The sequence below is a fragment of the Methylobacterium sp. HJ2 genome (genome assembly GCF_056431005.1).
In genome coordinates, this window is the sequence record NZ_JBWJYM010000004.1 from 240411 (window position 1) to 254305 (window position 13895).

The 13895-nt window shown below is 71.9% G+C and carries 14 protein-coding genes; 7 read left to right on the plus strand and 7 right to left on the minus strand.

The features are described from left to right. Window positions 1-7 precede the first annotated feature (7 nt). The 3 genes from ACS5RC_RS12305 to meaB all read right to left on the minus strand — a co-directional run bounded on the left by ACS5RC_RS12305 (window position 8) and on the right by meaB (window position 2092). Window positions 8-352: a CsbD family protein gene (locus ACS5RC_RS12305; RefSeq protein ID WP_478344147.1), complete on the minus strand. Its 345-nt coding sequence runs from the start codon at window positions 350-352 to the stop codon at window positions 8-10. Window positions 353-485: 133 nt separating this feature from the next. Beyond that, window positions 486-1106, minus strand: a complete 621-nt coding sequence (locus ACS5RC_RS12310) for a pyroglutamyl-peptidase I (RefSeq protein WP_478344148.1) — start codon at window positions 1104-1106, stop codon at window positions 486-488. Beyond that, window positions 1103-2092: a methylmalonyl Co-A mutase-associated GTPase MeaB gene (meaB, locus tag ACS5RC_RS12315; RefSeq protein WP_478344149.1), complete on the minus strand. Its 990-nt coding sequence runs from the start codon at window positions 2090-2092 to the stop codon at window positions 1103-1105. Before meaB ends, ACS5RC_RS12310 begins: the two co-directional genes overlap by 4 nt. Before the next feature lie 200 nt (window positions 2093-2292). Here meaB and ACS5RC_RS12320 point away from each other — a divergent pair, with 200 nt between their 5' ends. The 3 genes from ACS5RC_RS12320 (at window position 2293) to ACS5RC_RS12330 (ending at window position 4501) form a co-directional block, all read left to right on the plus strand. Further along, a complete protein-coding gene (locus ACS5RC_RS12320) occupies window positions 2293-3330 on the plus strand; it encodes an alpha/beta hydrolase (protein ID WP_478344150.1) in 1038 nt (345 codons plus the stop codon). 181 nt (window positions 3331-3511) lie between these two features. After that, window positions 3512-3853 (plus strand): hypothetical protein, encoded by a 342-nt coding sequence (locus ACS5RC_RS12325; RefSeq protein WP_478344151.1) that lies wholly within the window; start codon window positions 3512-3514, stop codon window positions 3851-3853. A 120-nt stretch (window positions 3854-3973) separates the two neighbouring features. Next, entirely contained in the window at window positions 3974-4501 is a 528-nt protein-coding gene (locus tag ACS5RC_RS12330; protein WP_478344152.1) for a DUF533 domain-containing protein, read from the plus strand. Between the two features lie 26 nt (window positions 4502-4527). On the opposite strand, the gene ACS5RC_RS12335 is transcribed toward ACS5RC_RS12330, so the two are convergent. The 4 genes from ACS5RC_RS12335 to hydA all read right to left on the minus strand — a co-directional run bounded on the left by ACS5RC_RS12335 (window position 4528) and on the right by hydA (window position 9118). Then, window positions 4528-5709 carry a pyridoxal phosphate-dependent aminotransferase gene (locus ACS5RC_RS12335; protein ID WP_478344153.1) on the minus strand — a complete coding sequence of 394 codons (1182 nt, stop codon included), beginning with the start codon at window positions 5707-5709 and terminating at the stop codon, window positions 4528-4530. Between the two features lie 74 nt (window positions 5710-5783). Next, window positions 5784-5975, minus strand: a complete 192-nt coding sequence (locus ACS5RC_RS12340; RefSeq protein WP_478344154.1) for a hypothetical protein — start codon at window positions 5973-5975, stop codon at window positions 5784-5786. A gap of 143 nt (window positions 5976-6118) precedes the next feature. Beyond that, window positions 6119-7525: an ATP-binding protein gene (locus ACS5RC_RS12345; protein WP_478344155.1), complete on the minus strand. Its 1407-nt coding sequence runs from the start codon at window positions 7523-7525 to the stop codon at window positions 6119-6121. Window positions 7526-7690: 165 nt separating this feature from the next. Further along, complete coding sequence (hydA, locus tag ACS5RC_RS12350; protein ID WP_478344156.1) at window positions 7691-9118, minus strand: dihydropyrimidinase; 1428 nt, start codon at window positions 9116-9118, stop codon at window positions 7691-7693. 239 nt (window positions 9119-9357) lie between these two features. Here hydA and ribH point away from each other — a divergent pair, with 239 nt between their 5' ends. The 4 genes from ribH to ACS5RC_RS12370 all read left to right on the plus strand — a co-directional run bounded on the left by ribH (window position 9358) and on the right by ACS5RC_RS12370 (window position 13753). After that, window positions 9358-9846: a 6,7-dimethyl-8-ribityllumazine synthase gene (gene ribH, locus ACS5RC_RS12355; protein WP_478344157.1), complete on the plus strand. Its 489-nt coding sequence runs from the start codon at window positions 9358-9360 to the stop codon at window positions 9844-9846. Window positions 9847-9911: 65 nt separating this feature from the next. Further along, window positions 9912-10322, plus strand: coding sequence for a transcription antitermination factor NusB (gene nusB / locus ACS5RC_RS12360; RefSeq protein ID WP_478344355.1), 411 nt, complete (start codon window positions 9912-9914; stop codon window positions 10320-10322). Then, window positions 10319-11338, plus strand: a complete 1020-nt coding sequence (gene thiL / locus ACS5RC_RS12365; RefSeq protein WP_478344158.1) for a thiamine-phosphate kinase — start codon at window positions 10319-10321, stop codon at window positions 11336-11338. Before nusB ends, thiL begins: the two co-directional genes overlap by 4 nt. Window positions 11339-11605: 267 nt before the next feature. Next, window positions 11606-13753, plus strand: a complete 2148-nt coding sequence (locus ACS5RC_RS12370) for a sodium-translocating pyrophosphatase (protein ID WP_478344159.1) — start codon at window positions 11606-11608, stop codon at window positions 13751-13753. Window positions 13754-13895: the final 142 nt, after the last annotated feature.

Consider the following 13895-nt stretch of genomic DNA (forward strand, 5'->3'; position numbering starts at 1 on the left):
GGCCGGCTCAGCGGCGGCCGTGCAGGAGCAGGGCGAGGCCGTAGCCCACGGCGCCCGCCAGAACGAGGGCGATCAGGGGATTCTCCTCGACGCGCGAGCCGACGGCGTGCCGCCCGTCGCGCAGGTAGTCGCCGCTGCGGTCATAGGCGTCGCGGGCGTAGTCGCCGGCGTTGTCGGCCACGTCGCGCAGGGTGTCCTTGGCCTGACCGTAGAGGTTCTGGGCGGTGCCCTGGGCCTCGCGGAAGCGGCCCTCGACCGAGTCGCGGTTCGAGCCGACGAAGTCGCCCGCCGCGCCCTGGACCTTGCCACCGAGTTCCTTGGCCCCGCCGACGATGCGATCCGTATCTACCATGGTGGTCTCTCCCATCCTTGAGGCGGCGCGCCGGCATCCGACAGGGAGGTCCAGGCGCCGTCCGTCGTCCCAAGAACGCCCGAGAGCGGGTTTGGCCCCGCGCGGCCGAGACTTTTCGCGCGTCGCGGCCCCGTCACTGCGATGAGGATTGCCGCCTTCTGGCGCCGACGGCCATCCGCCGGGCGATCTCGGCGAGCGCTGCGGCCGTCGCCTGCCGGGGGGCCCGGCGGCCGGCCCGCAGCGGCCGCTCGGTGCGGGAGATTGGCGGGATGTGGACGAACAGCGCCGGGACGTCGCTACCCAGCGCGGCGAAGTAGCTCGCGTTGCAGAGATAGCGCCCGGCCTCGTTCGAGGCGCGCGCGGCGACGCCGTGCCGGCGCAGGGCCGCGAGCGCTGCGCCGGCGTGCGCGCTCCGGCGCGATGCCGGCGCGTCGGGATCGAGAGTGAGCCGTGCGGCCGGTCGCCCGGTCGCATCCGGGTAGAGCCGGCTGGCGCGGTTGCGGGCCCGGCTCTCCACCCGGATCCGCGCGGCGCGCGAGGCGACGCCGAGCAGCAGGATTGCGGCGGGCCGCGACTCGAGGGCCGGGACGAGCAATTCGGGGATCGACCTGTAGGCGGTCGGCAGCACCAGCACCCGCGCCGCCTCGCCGTAGCGCCGTTTCAAGGCTCGCCCGACCGCGCGGGCGAGCGCCGCGCTCGGGTTCGCGGGCATGCCCGGGAAGGGGCCGAAGCCCGTCACCAGGATCGGGTTCACAATCCGATCAGCTCCGCGATCGCCGCGGCCCCGGCAGCGGGCGAGGATTCGCCGCGCGCGACGCCGGCCTCGGCCTCAGCCGTCGCCCGGCGCACCTCGGGCGAGCCGACGAGGCGCTGGTGCAGGCGCTCGTGCACCAGCGCCCACATCCATTTCACGTCCTGCTCGCGGCGCTTGGCGGCGATCTCGCCCGTGGCGCCGAGGCGGGCGCGATGGTCGACGACCTTCTCCCAGAGCGCATCGAGGCGCAGGTTGTGGAAGCCCGAGATCGTCACGACCGGCGGCGTCCAAGTGGCCGAGGCGGGGGTGAGGATGTGGAGTGCCGCCCGGTACTCGGAGGCGGCCGCGTTGGCGCGCTGCTCGGCCTCGCCGGAATCGGCCTTGTTCACCGCGATCATGTCGGCGAGTTCGAGAATGCCCTTCTTGATGCCCTGCAGCTCGTCGCCGGCGCCGGGCAGCATCAGCACGAGGAAGAAGTCGGTGAGGTCGGCCACCGCGGTCTCGGACTGGCCGACGCCGACCGTCTCCACCAGAATCACATCGAAGCCCGCGGCCTCGCAGAGCAGCATGGTCTCGCGGGTCTTGGCGGCGACGCCCCCGAGGGTGCCGGAGGAGGGCGAGGGCCGGATGAAGGCGGCCGGATCGAGGGCGAGGCGCGCCATCCGGGTCTTGTCGCCGAGAATCGAGCCGCCGGTGCGGGTCGAAGACGGATCGACGGCGAGCACCGCCACCTTGTGGCCCGCGGCCGTGAGGTTCGACCCCAGCGCGTCGATCGTCGTCGACTTGCCGACCCCCGGCACGCCGGTGATCCCGACCCGGATCGCCTTGCCGGTCCAGGGCAGCACCGCGTCGATCAGGTCGCGGGCGAGGGCGCGGTGGTCCGGTCGCTTCGACTCCGCCAGCGTGATGGCGCGGGCGAGGGCCGCCCGCTCGCCGGCGATCAGCCGCTCGCGGAGTGCGTCGATGTCGATGGGGGGAGGCGCCATGCGCCTTTCATGACCGGACCGGCGGCGTTCGTCGAGGGGCGCCGCGGCCCGTGCCCGCGGCGGCACAGCAGCCGCGCATCCCGCAATCCACACCCGAACGGCCACGCTCGTGCCCCGCCACGGTCACGATCCTGGGCCACAGCCTGACGGGTCGGCGGGGGATGCTCTCCCGGGACCTGCCTCGGACGCGATACCGGATCATGCTGCGCCAGCCCCTCACTCGACGCTCGTTGGTCCGGCTCGGAGCGCTCGGCGGGGTCGCCGCTCTGGCGCCCGCCCTCGGCGCCTGCGTGGCCGACGGCCTCGTCGGGGACGGCGCGGCGCTTCCCGAGAAGCAGTCGGCCCTCGACGTGATGCCGGTCCTCCTCGTGGCGACGACCCGCAAGCCCGTCGGCTCGCCGCCGCGCGCGCCCTATTTCAGCGCCGACCGGGGTCGCGGGCTGAGCTTCGCCGAAGTGCGCCTGTCGCCCCCCGACCGGTCGCTGATCGGCAAGGTCTCGGCGGTGATCACCGGCGACTGGACCATCGGCGCGGTGCCGAAGGTCGAGACCGGCGCGGGCGCCACCGACGCCTTCGCCCAGGCCGCCCTCGGGCGCGACGTGCTGATCTACGTGCACGGCTACCGCGAGACCTTCGAATCGGCGGCGGTGAGCGCGGCCCGGCTCTCGGACGGGATCCGGTTCCGCGGGGTGTCCGGCCTGTTCACCTGGCCCTCGGCCGCGGCGACCTTCGATTACGGCTACGACCGCGAGAGCGCCCTGTGGTCGCGCGACGCCTTCGAGGATCTCCTGAAGACGCTCACCACCACGCCGAGCGGAGGCCGCATCAACATCGTGGCCCACTCGATGGGCACGCTTCTGACGCTGGAGACCCTGCGCATGCTGCGCGCCGAGGCCGGCGAGGCCGCGATGGCGCGCATCGGCGCCGTGGTGCTCGCCGCCCCCGACATCGACATCGACCTGTTCACCAACGGCGTGCAGCGATTGGGCCCCGACATCAGCAAGATCACGGTGATCTCCTCCACCAACGACCGGGCGCTCGAACTCTCGAGCACGATCGCGGGCGGCGTGGTCCGGGCGGGCGCGGCGGACCGGGGGCGGCTCGAGGCGCTGGGCGTGCGCGTCGCCGACGCCTCCGATTACGGCGGCGGCCTGATCAACCACGACCTGTTCCTGTCGAATCGCGAGGTCCAGGGCGTGGTCAAGCGCGCGATCTCGCGGGCCGGCGGCGGCGTCTGAGCCGCGCCTGCCGGCGCCGCCCGGCCCCAGCCCGGGCGGCCGGCGCGGAATCTGCCCGCATCGCACCATCGCGGGGCCGGGCGGGGTTGGCGCCCCGCGCGCGACCCCCTACAGCATCGGCGCAGCGGAGGCCGCCTCGCAGCAGGGCCTCCGCGAAGCGGGTCACAGAAGGATGCCGGCCATGTTCACCCTCGAGATTGACGGCACAGCCGTGGCGGTCATCAACGGCGACGAGGAGACCGCCCGCGATCTCTTCACCTGCGACGGCTTCAAGTCGGACATCCGCGAGATGACGACCGCCGGCACGCCGCTCTGGAACGGCACCTCCGAGCTCAAGGTCCGTCCGGCCACCGAGGACGAGATCGAGATCTTCGAGGACGCCCTGGCCGAGGACGATGGCAGCGGTGACTTCGAGGACGATCCGAAGCACGCCGACGCCACAGAGGGCGAGGAAGAGGACGAGGCCGACATCGTGTTCCTGGTCGATATCGACGAGGACGACGACGAGGACGTCGAGGCCTGAGCGCCGCGACCGCCCCCGGCCGGATCCGAATCGGTCCGGCACGGGGGCATCCCGGTTGAACCGTCGCCGCCCCAGCGCCGTTGCCGGTCGGAATCGAACCCGACACGGAGCGTACAGGTCATGGCGGATACGAGACGGATGGTCGATGCCCTGGTGGGCGCCCGGCGCGGCGGTCTCGCGGCCGGCGCGGCCCTCGGCGGCTTGGCGCTCATCGCGAGCCTCGCCCTGCGGGCCCGGCGCGAAAGCGAGGCGCCGCTCGCGGCCGATGCCAAGGCGGCGGGGCCGGACTTCCACGCGATCGGGGAGGATGAGGCCCGGCTGATGCTGCGGGTCATGGTGGCGGCGACGCTCGCCGACGGCTCGATCGATGCCGGGGAGCGCAAGCGCCTGGACGACGCGGTGGACGGCGCCGGCATCGACCGCGACGGCCGCGCCTGGCTCGCGCGGGAGCTGGAAAGCCCCGCCGAGATCGACGAGATCGCCGATGCGGTGAACGACCCAGACGCCGCCGCCCGGATCTACGCCGCGGCCCGTCTCGCCATCGATCCCGACACCCTGCAGGAGCGCCAGTTCCTGAAGATGCTGGCCGAGGCTTTGGACGTGCCGGAGGACGCAACCGCCCGCGTCGAGCGGGATCTCGCCGCCTGATCGGCGGTCGCCGGCCTGACGGCGCGTCAGGCCGGCGCGGTCTCGGCGAGGAAGACGCGCATGCGTTCCAGGGCGCGGCGGATGTTCTCGGCGGAGTTGGCGTAGGACAGGCGGATGTAGCCCTCGCCGTGCACGCCGAAATCCGGGCCGCCGATCACCGCGACGCCCGCCTTCTCGAGGAGCGCGGCGGCCAACGGCTTGGCCTTCCAGCCCGTGCGGGCGATGTTCGGGAAGGCGTAGAAGGCGCCCTTCGGAGCCATGCAGGTGACGTTCGGCACGGCGTTGAGCCCCGCCACGACGATCTCGCGGCGGCGGTCGAACTCGGCCACCATCGCGGCCACGCAATCCTGCGGGCCGTCGAGCGCCGCGATGCCGGCATATTGGGTCGCGGCGTTGACACAGGAATGGGCGTTCACCGCGAGCTTGCGCGCCGCGTCGTAAAGCGGCTTCGGCCAGACCGACCAGCCGAGCCGCCAGCCCGTCATGGCGTAGGTCTTCGAGGCACCGTCGAGGTAGATCAGCCGGTCGCGGATCTCCGGATAGGCCAGCAGCGAGTGATGCGCCGCACCGTCATACGTCATCGTGCCGTAGATCTCGTCGGAGAGCAGCGCGACGTCCGGGTGGCGGGCAAGCCCCGCCACCAGCGCGTCGATCTCCGCCTTCGGCGTCACGCCGCCGGTCGGATTGGCCGGCGAGTTCACGATGAGCAGGCGGGTGCGCGGCGTGATCAGCCCCAGGATCTCCTCCGCCGAGATGGCGAAGCCGTTCTCCTCCCGGATCGGCACCGGCACCGGCGTCGCACCGGTGAACTCGATCATCGAGCGGTAGATCGGAAATCCCGGGTCCGGGTACAGGATCTCGGCACCCGGCTCGCCGAACATCAGGATCGCCATGAACATGGTGACCTTGCCGCCCGGCACGACCAGAACGGAATCGGGCGAGACCTCGACGCGGTGGCGCCGCAGGATGTCGCGGGCCACGGCCTCGCGCAGCGGCGGGATGCCCACCGCCGGGGTGTAGCCGTGATGGCCGTCGCGCAGGGCCTTGATGCCGGCCTCCACGATGTGGGGCGGCGTCGGCATGTCGGGTTGGCCGATGCCGAGGTTCACGATGTCGCGGCCCTCGGCCACGAGGGCGTTGGCGCGGGCGAGCACCGCGAAGGCGTTCTCCTCGCCGATGCGGCCGAAGGCCGGAACGATCTGGAGCATGCGTCCTCCCACGGGTCCCGTCGCAGCCCGGGCGCAAGCACCGGGCCGCCGTCATCCTGCGCCGGGGTGGGGCGTCAGTGCTTGGAGCGCTCGGCCAAACGGCTCGCGCCGAAGGAGAGCGCGGCCGCGATGGCGCCGAGGATCACGAAGGTCTTGATCGAGGCGGTGACCAGCGTCGGCTCGATGCCCGTGTCGGTGTAGAGCACGAGGCCGATCGCGGTCAGCGGCAGGCAGATCAGGATGAAGAGCGGGACGAGCGGGTTCATGACGGCTCTCAGATGGGGCGGGGACCCGTGGGCCCGTCGCGGATAGGCAGCCTTGTGCATAGCATCGGCCCGGCGGCAAGGGGACACCCCCGACGCCATGTTTTTGCAGGACCGATTTTCGACGCCGCTGTCGCCCCGGGCGCTCAGGCCGGCACCCGCACCGTCGCCCGCAGGCCGCCGAGCGGGCTGTCGTGCAGCGTGACGTCGCCTCCGTGCGCCCGCGCGATGTCGCGGGCGATGGCGAGGCCGAGCCCCGAGCCGCCCGCGTCCTGGCGCGCGTCGTCGAGCCGCACGAAGGGCTTGAACACCTCCTCGCGGCTTTCCGCCGGGATGCCGGGCCCGTCGTCGTCGATCGAGACCAGGAAGCTGCGCGCCTCGCGACGGCCCGAGATCGCCACCGTCTCGCCGTAGCGGGCGGCGTTCGCCGCGAGGTTGAACAGGCAGCGCCGGAAGGCGTCCGGGCGCACGGTCACCTGCGGCGCCCCCGCGAGATCGACATCGGTCACGTGGGCGCCGAGGCGCTCCGCATCGGTGCGCAGGTCCTCCAGCAGGGCGCGCATGTCCGTGGGCGCGGCGGCCTCGGCCGAATCGCCCCGCGCGAAGGCGAGGTAGCCCTCCAGCATGCGGCTCATCTCGTCGACGTCCCGGCTGAGATCGTCGATCTCCGGCGTCTGGTCGACGAGCGCGAGGGACAGCCGGAAGCGGGTGATGATGGTGCGCAGGTCGTGGCTCACGCCGTTGAGCATCGTGGTGCGCTGCTCCATCGCCCGCTCGATGCGCCGCTTCATCTCTATGAAGGCGTGGCCGGCTTGGCGCACCTCGCGGGCCCCGCGCGGTCGGAACTCGATCTCGCGGCCCTTGCCGAACCCCTCGGCCACGGCGGCGAGGCGCAGGATCGGCTTGATCTGATTGCGCAGGAACAGGATCGCGACGCCGAGCAGCACCATCGAGGAGCCGGTCATCCAAACCAGGAAGATGTGCGAGTTCGAGGCGTAGGCCTGGCTGCGCCGCGCGGTGATCCGCATCACCCCGTCCGGGATCTCGACCCGGATCTCGATCAGGTTCGAGCGGCCGACGGTGTCGATCCAGAACGGGCGCCCGATCTGGCGCTTGATCTCGTCGGAGAGCGCCTCGTCGAGGATCGAGAAGAACGGCCGCGGCCCGGAGGTGGGAAGCTTGGCTCCCCTCAGGATGTCGAGGTCGAGGCTGAGGCGCTCGCCCGCGATCCGCGACAGGATCTCGGCGTCCTTGTCCTGCGGGTAGCTCTCGTAGATGTCGATCAGGGCCGCGACGTCCGAGGTCACCGCCGAGGACAGCCGCTTGGTCACGAGCTGCCAGTGCCGCTCCATGAAGGTGTAGGCGATTACCGATTGGAGCAGCACCACGGGCGCGATGATGATGATCAGCGAGCGCGCGTAGAGACCCTTCGGCAGGATGTCGCCGATGGCCCGCGCGATCCGCTTCCAGACGGCGCGGGTGCGCGCGAGCGGGCCGCGGACGGATGGCGGCGACGCTGCCGGCTCCGACGGCGGCTTGACGGGCGCGTTCATGGCGACAGCGGCGGCACTGCCGGTGCCCGCAGGGCTGCGGCGCGCGCGCTCACGATCGTCGGGGCCGAGTGCATCCTGCCTGTCCGGTGCGGCGCGGGATCCTGCCCCTTATGGCATCTCCGCGCCCGATCGGCCAACCGGCCGGCGCCCGCGCTCGGGCGCCGCTCAGCCCGCGGCGGCGAGGCCGGGCTTCGGGGCACGGTCGACGATGTGGCCGAAGCCCGGCTCCGACAGGATCCGCCCCTCCTCGGCGACCACCCGCCCGCGCGCGATCGTCATCACCGGCCAGCCCGTCACCGCGAAGCCTTCCCAGGGCGTGTAGTCGGAGCCGTGATGGAGCTCGGCCTGCCGGATCGTCTCGCGCCGGTTGGGGTCCCAGAGGGTCAGGTCGGCGTCGAAGCCCGGCCCGATCGAGCCCTTGTGCGGGTAGAGACCGTAGAGCTTGGCGTGGTTGGTGGCCGTCAGCGCCACGAACTGGTTCAGCGAGATCCGCCCCTTCGAGACGCCCTCCGAGAACAGCACCGGCAGCCGCGTCTCGATGCCCGGCATGCCGTTCGGGATCCAGCGGAAGGAGGTGCGCCCGCGCGGGTTGAGCTTGCCGGCCGGATCGTCGTAGCGGAACGGGCAATGGTCGGACGAGACGAGGTCGAACACCCCGCGCCGCAGCCCGGACCAGAGCGCCTCCTGGCTCGCCACATCGCGCGGCGGCGGCGAGCAGACGTATTTCGCGCCCGCCATCGGATCGTCGAAACCGATCCCCTTCATGTCCTCGGCGGTGAGCGTCAGGTATTGCGGGCAGGTCTCGGCGTGGATCCGGAGGCCGCGCGACTGCGCCCAGGCGATCTGCTCCATCGCCTCGTTGCCCGACACGTGGACGATCACGATCGGCACGTCGATCAGCTCCGAATGGCTGATCGCGCGATGGGCCGCCTCGCGCTCCACCACCTGCGGGCGGGACAGGGCGTGGCCGTAGGGCCGGGTCTCGCCCGCCCGCTCCAGGCGCTCGCTGAGATACCGGATGGTGTCGTAGCCCTCGGCATGGACCATCACGCGGGCGCCCTCGCGCCGCGCCACCCCGAAGACGTCGAGGAGCTGGCGGTCGTTCAGCACGAGGTCGTCGTAGGTCATGAAGACCTTGAACGAGGTGTAGCCGTCCGCCACCAGCGCCGGGAGTTCCTGGCCGAGCACGCTCTCGCTCGGGTCCGAGACGATGAGGTGGATCGCGGCGTCGACGTGGCACTGGCCCTCGGCCAGAGCCCGGTAGGCGTCCACGGTGGCGCGCAGGCTCTCGCCGCGGGGCTGGAGGGCGAAGGGCATCACGCAGGTGTTGCCGCCTGCGGCCGCCGCCCGCGTCGCGGAGGCGAAATCGTCCGCCATCACGATGCCGGGCCCGGACGGCTGGGCGATATGGACGTGGCTGTCGATGCCGCCCGGCAGCACCAGGAGTCCGCTCGCGTCGATGCTGCGGGCCGCGTCGGCGATCCCGTCGGCGACGGCGGCGATGCGCCCGTCGCGGATGCCGATATCGGCGCGCAGCGTATCGCTCGCGGTCACCACGGTGCCGCCCCGGATCGCGAGGTCGAATTCGGGCACGCTGCTCTCCCTGGGCCCGGATGGCCCGAGTACCGGCGCCGTACATGCATCCCTCGGGCCTGTCGCCGCAAGCGCGGATGAGAGCGTGGCCGGAAGCGCGGCGCTCCCGTTCCCCCGGAGCGCTTGTGGCGGCGCCCGCTTCGGTCTAACGCTCGCGGCCCCGAACACATCATCCGCGACGAGCGGCCGGCGACGGCGCGCGGACGATCCCCTGCCACAACGGTTTCGGGTCACGCTTCATGGTCGCACACAGCCGGGCGGCATCAGCCCCCATCCAGATTCCAGGCGCCCGCATCCTCGTGATCGAGGCGCGTTTCTACGACGCCCTCGCCGATGAACTCCTCGCCGGCGCCGAGGCCGCGATCCGGGCCGCCGGCGCCGAGGCGGTCGTGGTGACGGTGCCGGGCGCCCTCGAGATTCCCGGCACGGCCGCGATCCTGCTCGACGCCGCCGAGCGGCACGGCCGTCCCTACGACGCCGTGGTGGCGCTCGGCTGCGTCATCCGCGGCGAGACCGGGCATTACGACATCGTCGCGGGCGAGAGCGCGCGGGCCCTGATGGACCTCTCGGTCGATCGGGCGCTGCCCCTCGGCAACGGCATCCTCACCGTGGAGAACGAGGCCCAGGCCTTCGCCCGGGCCCGCGTCTCCGAGATGAACAAGGGCGGCGGCGCGGCCGAGGCGGCGCTCGCCGTGCTCGCGCTCAAGCGCGCCGCCGAAGGAGACTGATCCTCGTGAGCAAACTCGAGGCGCGCAGCGGCGCGCGGCTTGCCGTGGTGCAGGCCCTCTACGACATGGACATCTCGGGCAAGGGCGTCCTCGACGCGGTGGCCGAGTTCGAGGCCCACTGGATCGGCCGCGAGATCGACGGCATCGCCCATCCCCCCGCCGAGCCGGCCTTCTTCCGGGACCTCCTGCGCGGCGTGGTCGAGGAGCAGCGCGCCATCGATCCGCAGATCGACCAAGCCCTGACCCAGGGCTGGCCGCTGCGGCGGATCGAGACCGTCCTGCGGGCGATCCTGAGAGCGGGCACCTACGAGCTGATGTTCCGGCGCGACGTGCCGGCGCGCGCGGCGATCTCGCAATACGTCGACGTGGCGCACAGCTTCTACACCGGCGACGAGCCGGGCCTCGTCAACGCCGTCCTCGATCGGGTTGCGCGCCAGAACCGGGCGGACGAGCTCGCCGCCTCGAAGCGCGGGTGAGCGGGACGGAATCCGCACGCCTCTCGGAAGAGGGGCTGATCGCGCGCTACTTCGCGCCGCTGGCGGGAGAGGGCGCGGACGGCCTGCGGGACGACGCCGCCGCCCTGACGCCCGCGCCCGGCCACGACCTCGTCCTCACGGTCGACGCGGTGGTGGCGGGCGTCCACTACTTCCCCGACGATCCACCCGAATCCGTCGCCGTGAAGGCCCTCGGGGTGAACCTCTCCGACATCGCCGCCAAGGGCGCCCGGCCCCGCGGCTTCCTGCTCACCCTCGCCCTCGCCGACGGTTGGACCGAGGATTGGCTCGCCGGCTTCGCGCGCGGGCTTGGGCGGGCGGCGGCCGAGCATGGCTGCCCGCTGCTGGGCGGCGACACCGTGCGCGCCGCCGGACCGACCCTGATCAGCATCACGGCGCTCGGCGAATTGCCCGCCGGCGGCATCGTGCGGCGGCACGGCGCCCGCATCGGCGACCGCATCTGCGTCAGCGGCACGATCGGCGACGCGGCGCTCGGGCTGCGGCTCCGGCTCGAACCGGAGGCCGCCTGGGCGCGGGCCCTCGATCCGGCGCACCGGTCCGTGCTGGCGGACCGGTATCTCCACCCGCGGCCCCGCCTCGCCCTGGCGCCGGTCCTGCGCCGCTACGCCACCGCCTCGATGGACGTGTCGGACGGGCTCGCGGGCGATCTGGCCAAGATGCTGGCGGACGGATCGGGGCCGGAAGGGCCGCGTTCGGCGGAGGTGATGATCGGCGCCGTGCCCCTCTCGCCCGCAGCCTCCGCCGCGATCGCCGCCGATCCCCGCCTTCTGGACGTGGCGCTGACCGGCGGCGACGATTACGAGATCCTGTGCACGGTCGCCGCCTCCGAGCTGGCGGCGTTTCGGGAGGACGCGGCGGCGGCGGGCGTGCCGCTCCACCCGATCGGCACGGTCGCGGCGGGCGCGGGCGCCCCGCTTTTCCTGACGCCGGAGGGCCAGGGCCGCCGCTTCTCCGCCGGCTCGTTCAGCCACTTCTGAGCGGCACCGGCCCGCGCGAGCACAGTCATGCGGCGCTGCAACCGCATCGCGGGAGGGCCGAAGCTTGGCCGGCTTCGCTGCATCGCAGCAAAACGAAGTGTTGCCAGCCCAAAGTCCCGTTTGCTCTTGACCGCGAAGTTTGGCAAGCAAGGTCCGCACTTCTGGGAGGAAATGCCCTTGTCCGAGCGCGACGTCCCATGACCCCGCGCGGGTCAAGCTCGGCACTGAAAAGCCAACGCCAGGCCAAATAAAGCCAAGGACGCACGAATGACCGCATTGCTGCTGATCATCCTGGGCGGGCTCTGTGCCGTCGCCTACGGCATCGTCACGATCAACGACGTCATGAAACGCGACGCCGGCACACAACGGATGCAGGAGATCGCGGGCGCGATCAGCGAGGGAGCCCAAGCCTATCTGCGGCGGCAATACGCGACCATCGGCATCGTCGGCATCGTGCTGTTCGCCCTGCTCGCCTACTTCCTCGGCCTCAAGGTGGCGGTGGGCTTCCTGATCGGCGCGGTGCTCTCGGGGGCGGCCGGCTTCATCGGCATGAACGTCTCGGTCCGGGCCAACGTCCGCACCGCGCAGGCGGCCTCGACCTCGCTGGGCGGCGGCCTGGAGGTGGCCTTCAAGTCGGGCGCGGTCACCGGCATGCTGGTGGCCGGCCTCGCGCTTCTCGGCGTCGCCCTCTACTACGCCTACCTCACCCGCTATGCCGGCCTCGCGCCTGCGAGCCGCGAGGTGATCGACGCGCTGGTGGCCCTCGGCTTCGGCGCCTCGCTGATCTCGATCTTCGCCCGCCTCGGCGGCGGCATCTTCACCAAGGGCGCCGATGTCGGCGGCGATCTCGTCGGCAAGGTCGAGGCCGGGATTCCCGAGGACGATCCGCGCAACCCCGCCACCATCGCCGACAACGTGGGCGACAACGTCGGCGACTGCGCCGGCATGGCGGCCGACCTGTTCGAGACCTACGCGGTGACCATTGTGGCCACGATGGTGCTCGCGGCGATCTTCTTCGCCGGGCAGACCGACGTCGGGGGCCGCAACATCCTCGAAGCGATGATGATCTACCCGCTGGCCATCGGCTCGGCCTGCATCCTCACCTCGATCGCCGGCACCTACGCGGTCCGTCTCGGGGCCAACCAGTCGATCATGGGCGCGCTCTACAAGGGTCTGCTCACGGCGGGCGTGCTCTCGATCGGGGCGATCGCGGCGGTGAACTACGCGGTGTTCGGCGGCTTCGCGGCCGAGTTCCGGACGGCGACCGGCCTGACCTTCACCTCGGCCGGCCTGTTCGGCTGCGCCGTGATCGGGCTCGCGATCACCGCGCTCATCGTGGTGATCACCGAGTACTACACCGGCACCAACTTCCGCCCCGTGAAGTCGATCGCCACCGCCTCGGTCACCGGCCACGGCACCAACGTGATCCAGGGGCTGGCGATCTCTCTCGAATCGACGGCGCTCCCGGCGATCGTGATCGTGGCGGGCATCATCTCGACCTACGCCCTGGCCGGCCTGTTCGGCATCGCCATCGCGGTCACCGCCATGCTGGCGCTCGCCGGCTTCGTCGTGGCCCTCGACGCCTTCGGGCCGGTCACCGACAACGCGGGCGGCATCGCCGAGATGGCGGGCCTGCCCGCCGACGTGCGCAAGTCGACCGACGCGCTGGACGCGGTGGGCAACACCACGAAGGCGGTGACCAAGGGCTACGCCATCGGCTCGGCCGGACTCGGCGCCCTGGTGCTGTTTGCCGCCTACACCTCCGACCTGAACTACTTCATCGCCAATGCCAGCGACACGCAGTACCGGTTCTTCAAGGGCGTCACCGTCGATTTCTCGCTCTCGAACCCCTACGTCGTGGTCGGCCTGCTCCTCGGCGGCCTGATCCCGTTCCTCTTCGCCGGCATCGCCATGACGGCGGTCGGGCGCGCGGCCGGCGCGGTGGTCGAGGAGGTGCGGCGCCAGTTCCGCGAGAAGCCCGGCATCATGAAGGGGACCGACCGGCCCGATTACGGCCGGGCGGTCGACATGCTCACCCGTGCGGCGATCCGCGAGATGATCGTGCCCTCGCTGCTGCCGGTGCTGACGCCGATCGTGCTGTTCTTCGTGATCCAGCTGATCGCGGGGAAGAACCAAGCCTTCGCCACGGTCGGCGCCTCGCTGCTCGGCGTGATCATCACCGGCCTCTACGTCGCGGTCTCGATGACCTCCGGGGGCGGCGCCTGGGACAACGCCAAGAAGTACATCGAGGACGGCCACCACGGCGGCAAGGGCTCGGACGCCCACAAGGCGGCGGTGACCGGCGACACCGTCGGCGACCCCTACAAGGACACGGCCGGCCCCGCCGTGAACCCGGCAATCAAGATCACCAACATCATCGCCCTGCTGCTGCTGGCCGTGCTCGCCCACGTCTGAGACCTGAACCGAAGCCAAAGACTCAGGACCATCGCGTCGCGCGGGCCGGGATCCTCCGAGATCCCGGCCCGTCCCGTCTGATCGGATGTGCGTCCGCGCACACCCTCGGCCGCGCCCCCCGGGTACCGGCGCTGGCGCGACG

Coding starts and splice junctions, on each gene's coding strand:
- ACS5RC_RS12305 (WP_478344147.1), bottom strand. CDS start 352: ATGGTAGATACGGATCGCATCGTCGGCGGGGCCAAGGAACTCGGTGGC.
- meaB (WP_478344149.1), bottom strand. CDS start 2,092: ATGGCGCCTCCCCCCATCGACATCGACGCACTCCGCGAGCGGCTGATC.
- ACS5RC_RS12320 (WP_478344150.1), top strand. CDS start 2,293: ATGCTGCGCCAGCCCCTCACTCGACGCTCGTTGGTCCGGCTCGGAGCG.
- ACS5RC_RS12325 (WP_478344151.1), top strand. CDS start 3,512: ATGTTCACCCTCGAGATTGACGGCACAGCCGTGGCGGTCATCAACGGC.
- ACS5RC_RS12330 (WP_478344152.1), top strand. CDS start 3,974: ATGGCGGATACGAGACGGATGGTCGATGCCCTGGTGGGCGCCCGGCGC.
- ACS5RC_RS12335 (WP_478344153.1), bottom strand. CDS start 5,709: ATGCTCCAGATCGTTCCGGCCTTCGGCCGCATCGGCGAGGAGAACGCC.
- ACS5RC_RS12340 (WP_478344154.1), bottom strand. CDS start 5,975: ATGAACCCGCTCGTCCCGCTCTTCATCCTGATCTGCCTGCCGCTGACC.
- ACS5RC_RS12345 (WP_478344155.1), bottom strand. CDS start 7,525: ATGAACGCGCCCGTCAAGCCGCCGTCGGAGCCGGCAGCGTCGCCGCCA.
- ribH (WP_478344157.1), top strand. CDS start 9,358: ATGGTCGCACACAGCCGGGCGGCATCAGCCCCCATCCAGATTCCAGGC.
- nusB (WP_478344355.1), top strand. CDS start 9,912: ATGGACATCTCGGGCAAGGGCGTCCTCGACGCGGTGGCCGAGTTCGAG.
- ACS5RC_RS12370 (WP_478344159.1), top strand. CDS start 11,606: ATGACCGCATTGCTGCTGATCATCCTGGGCGGGCTCTGTGCCGTCGCC.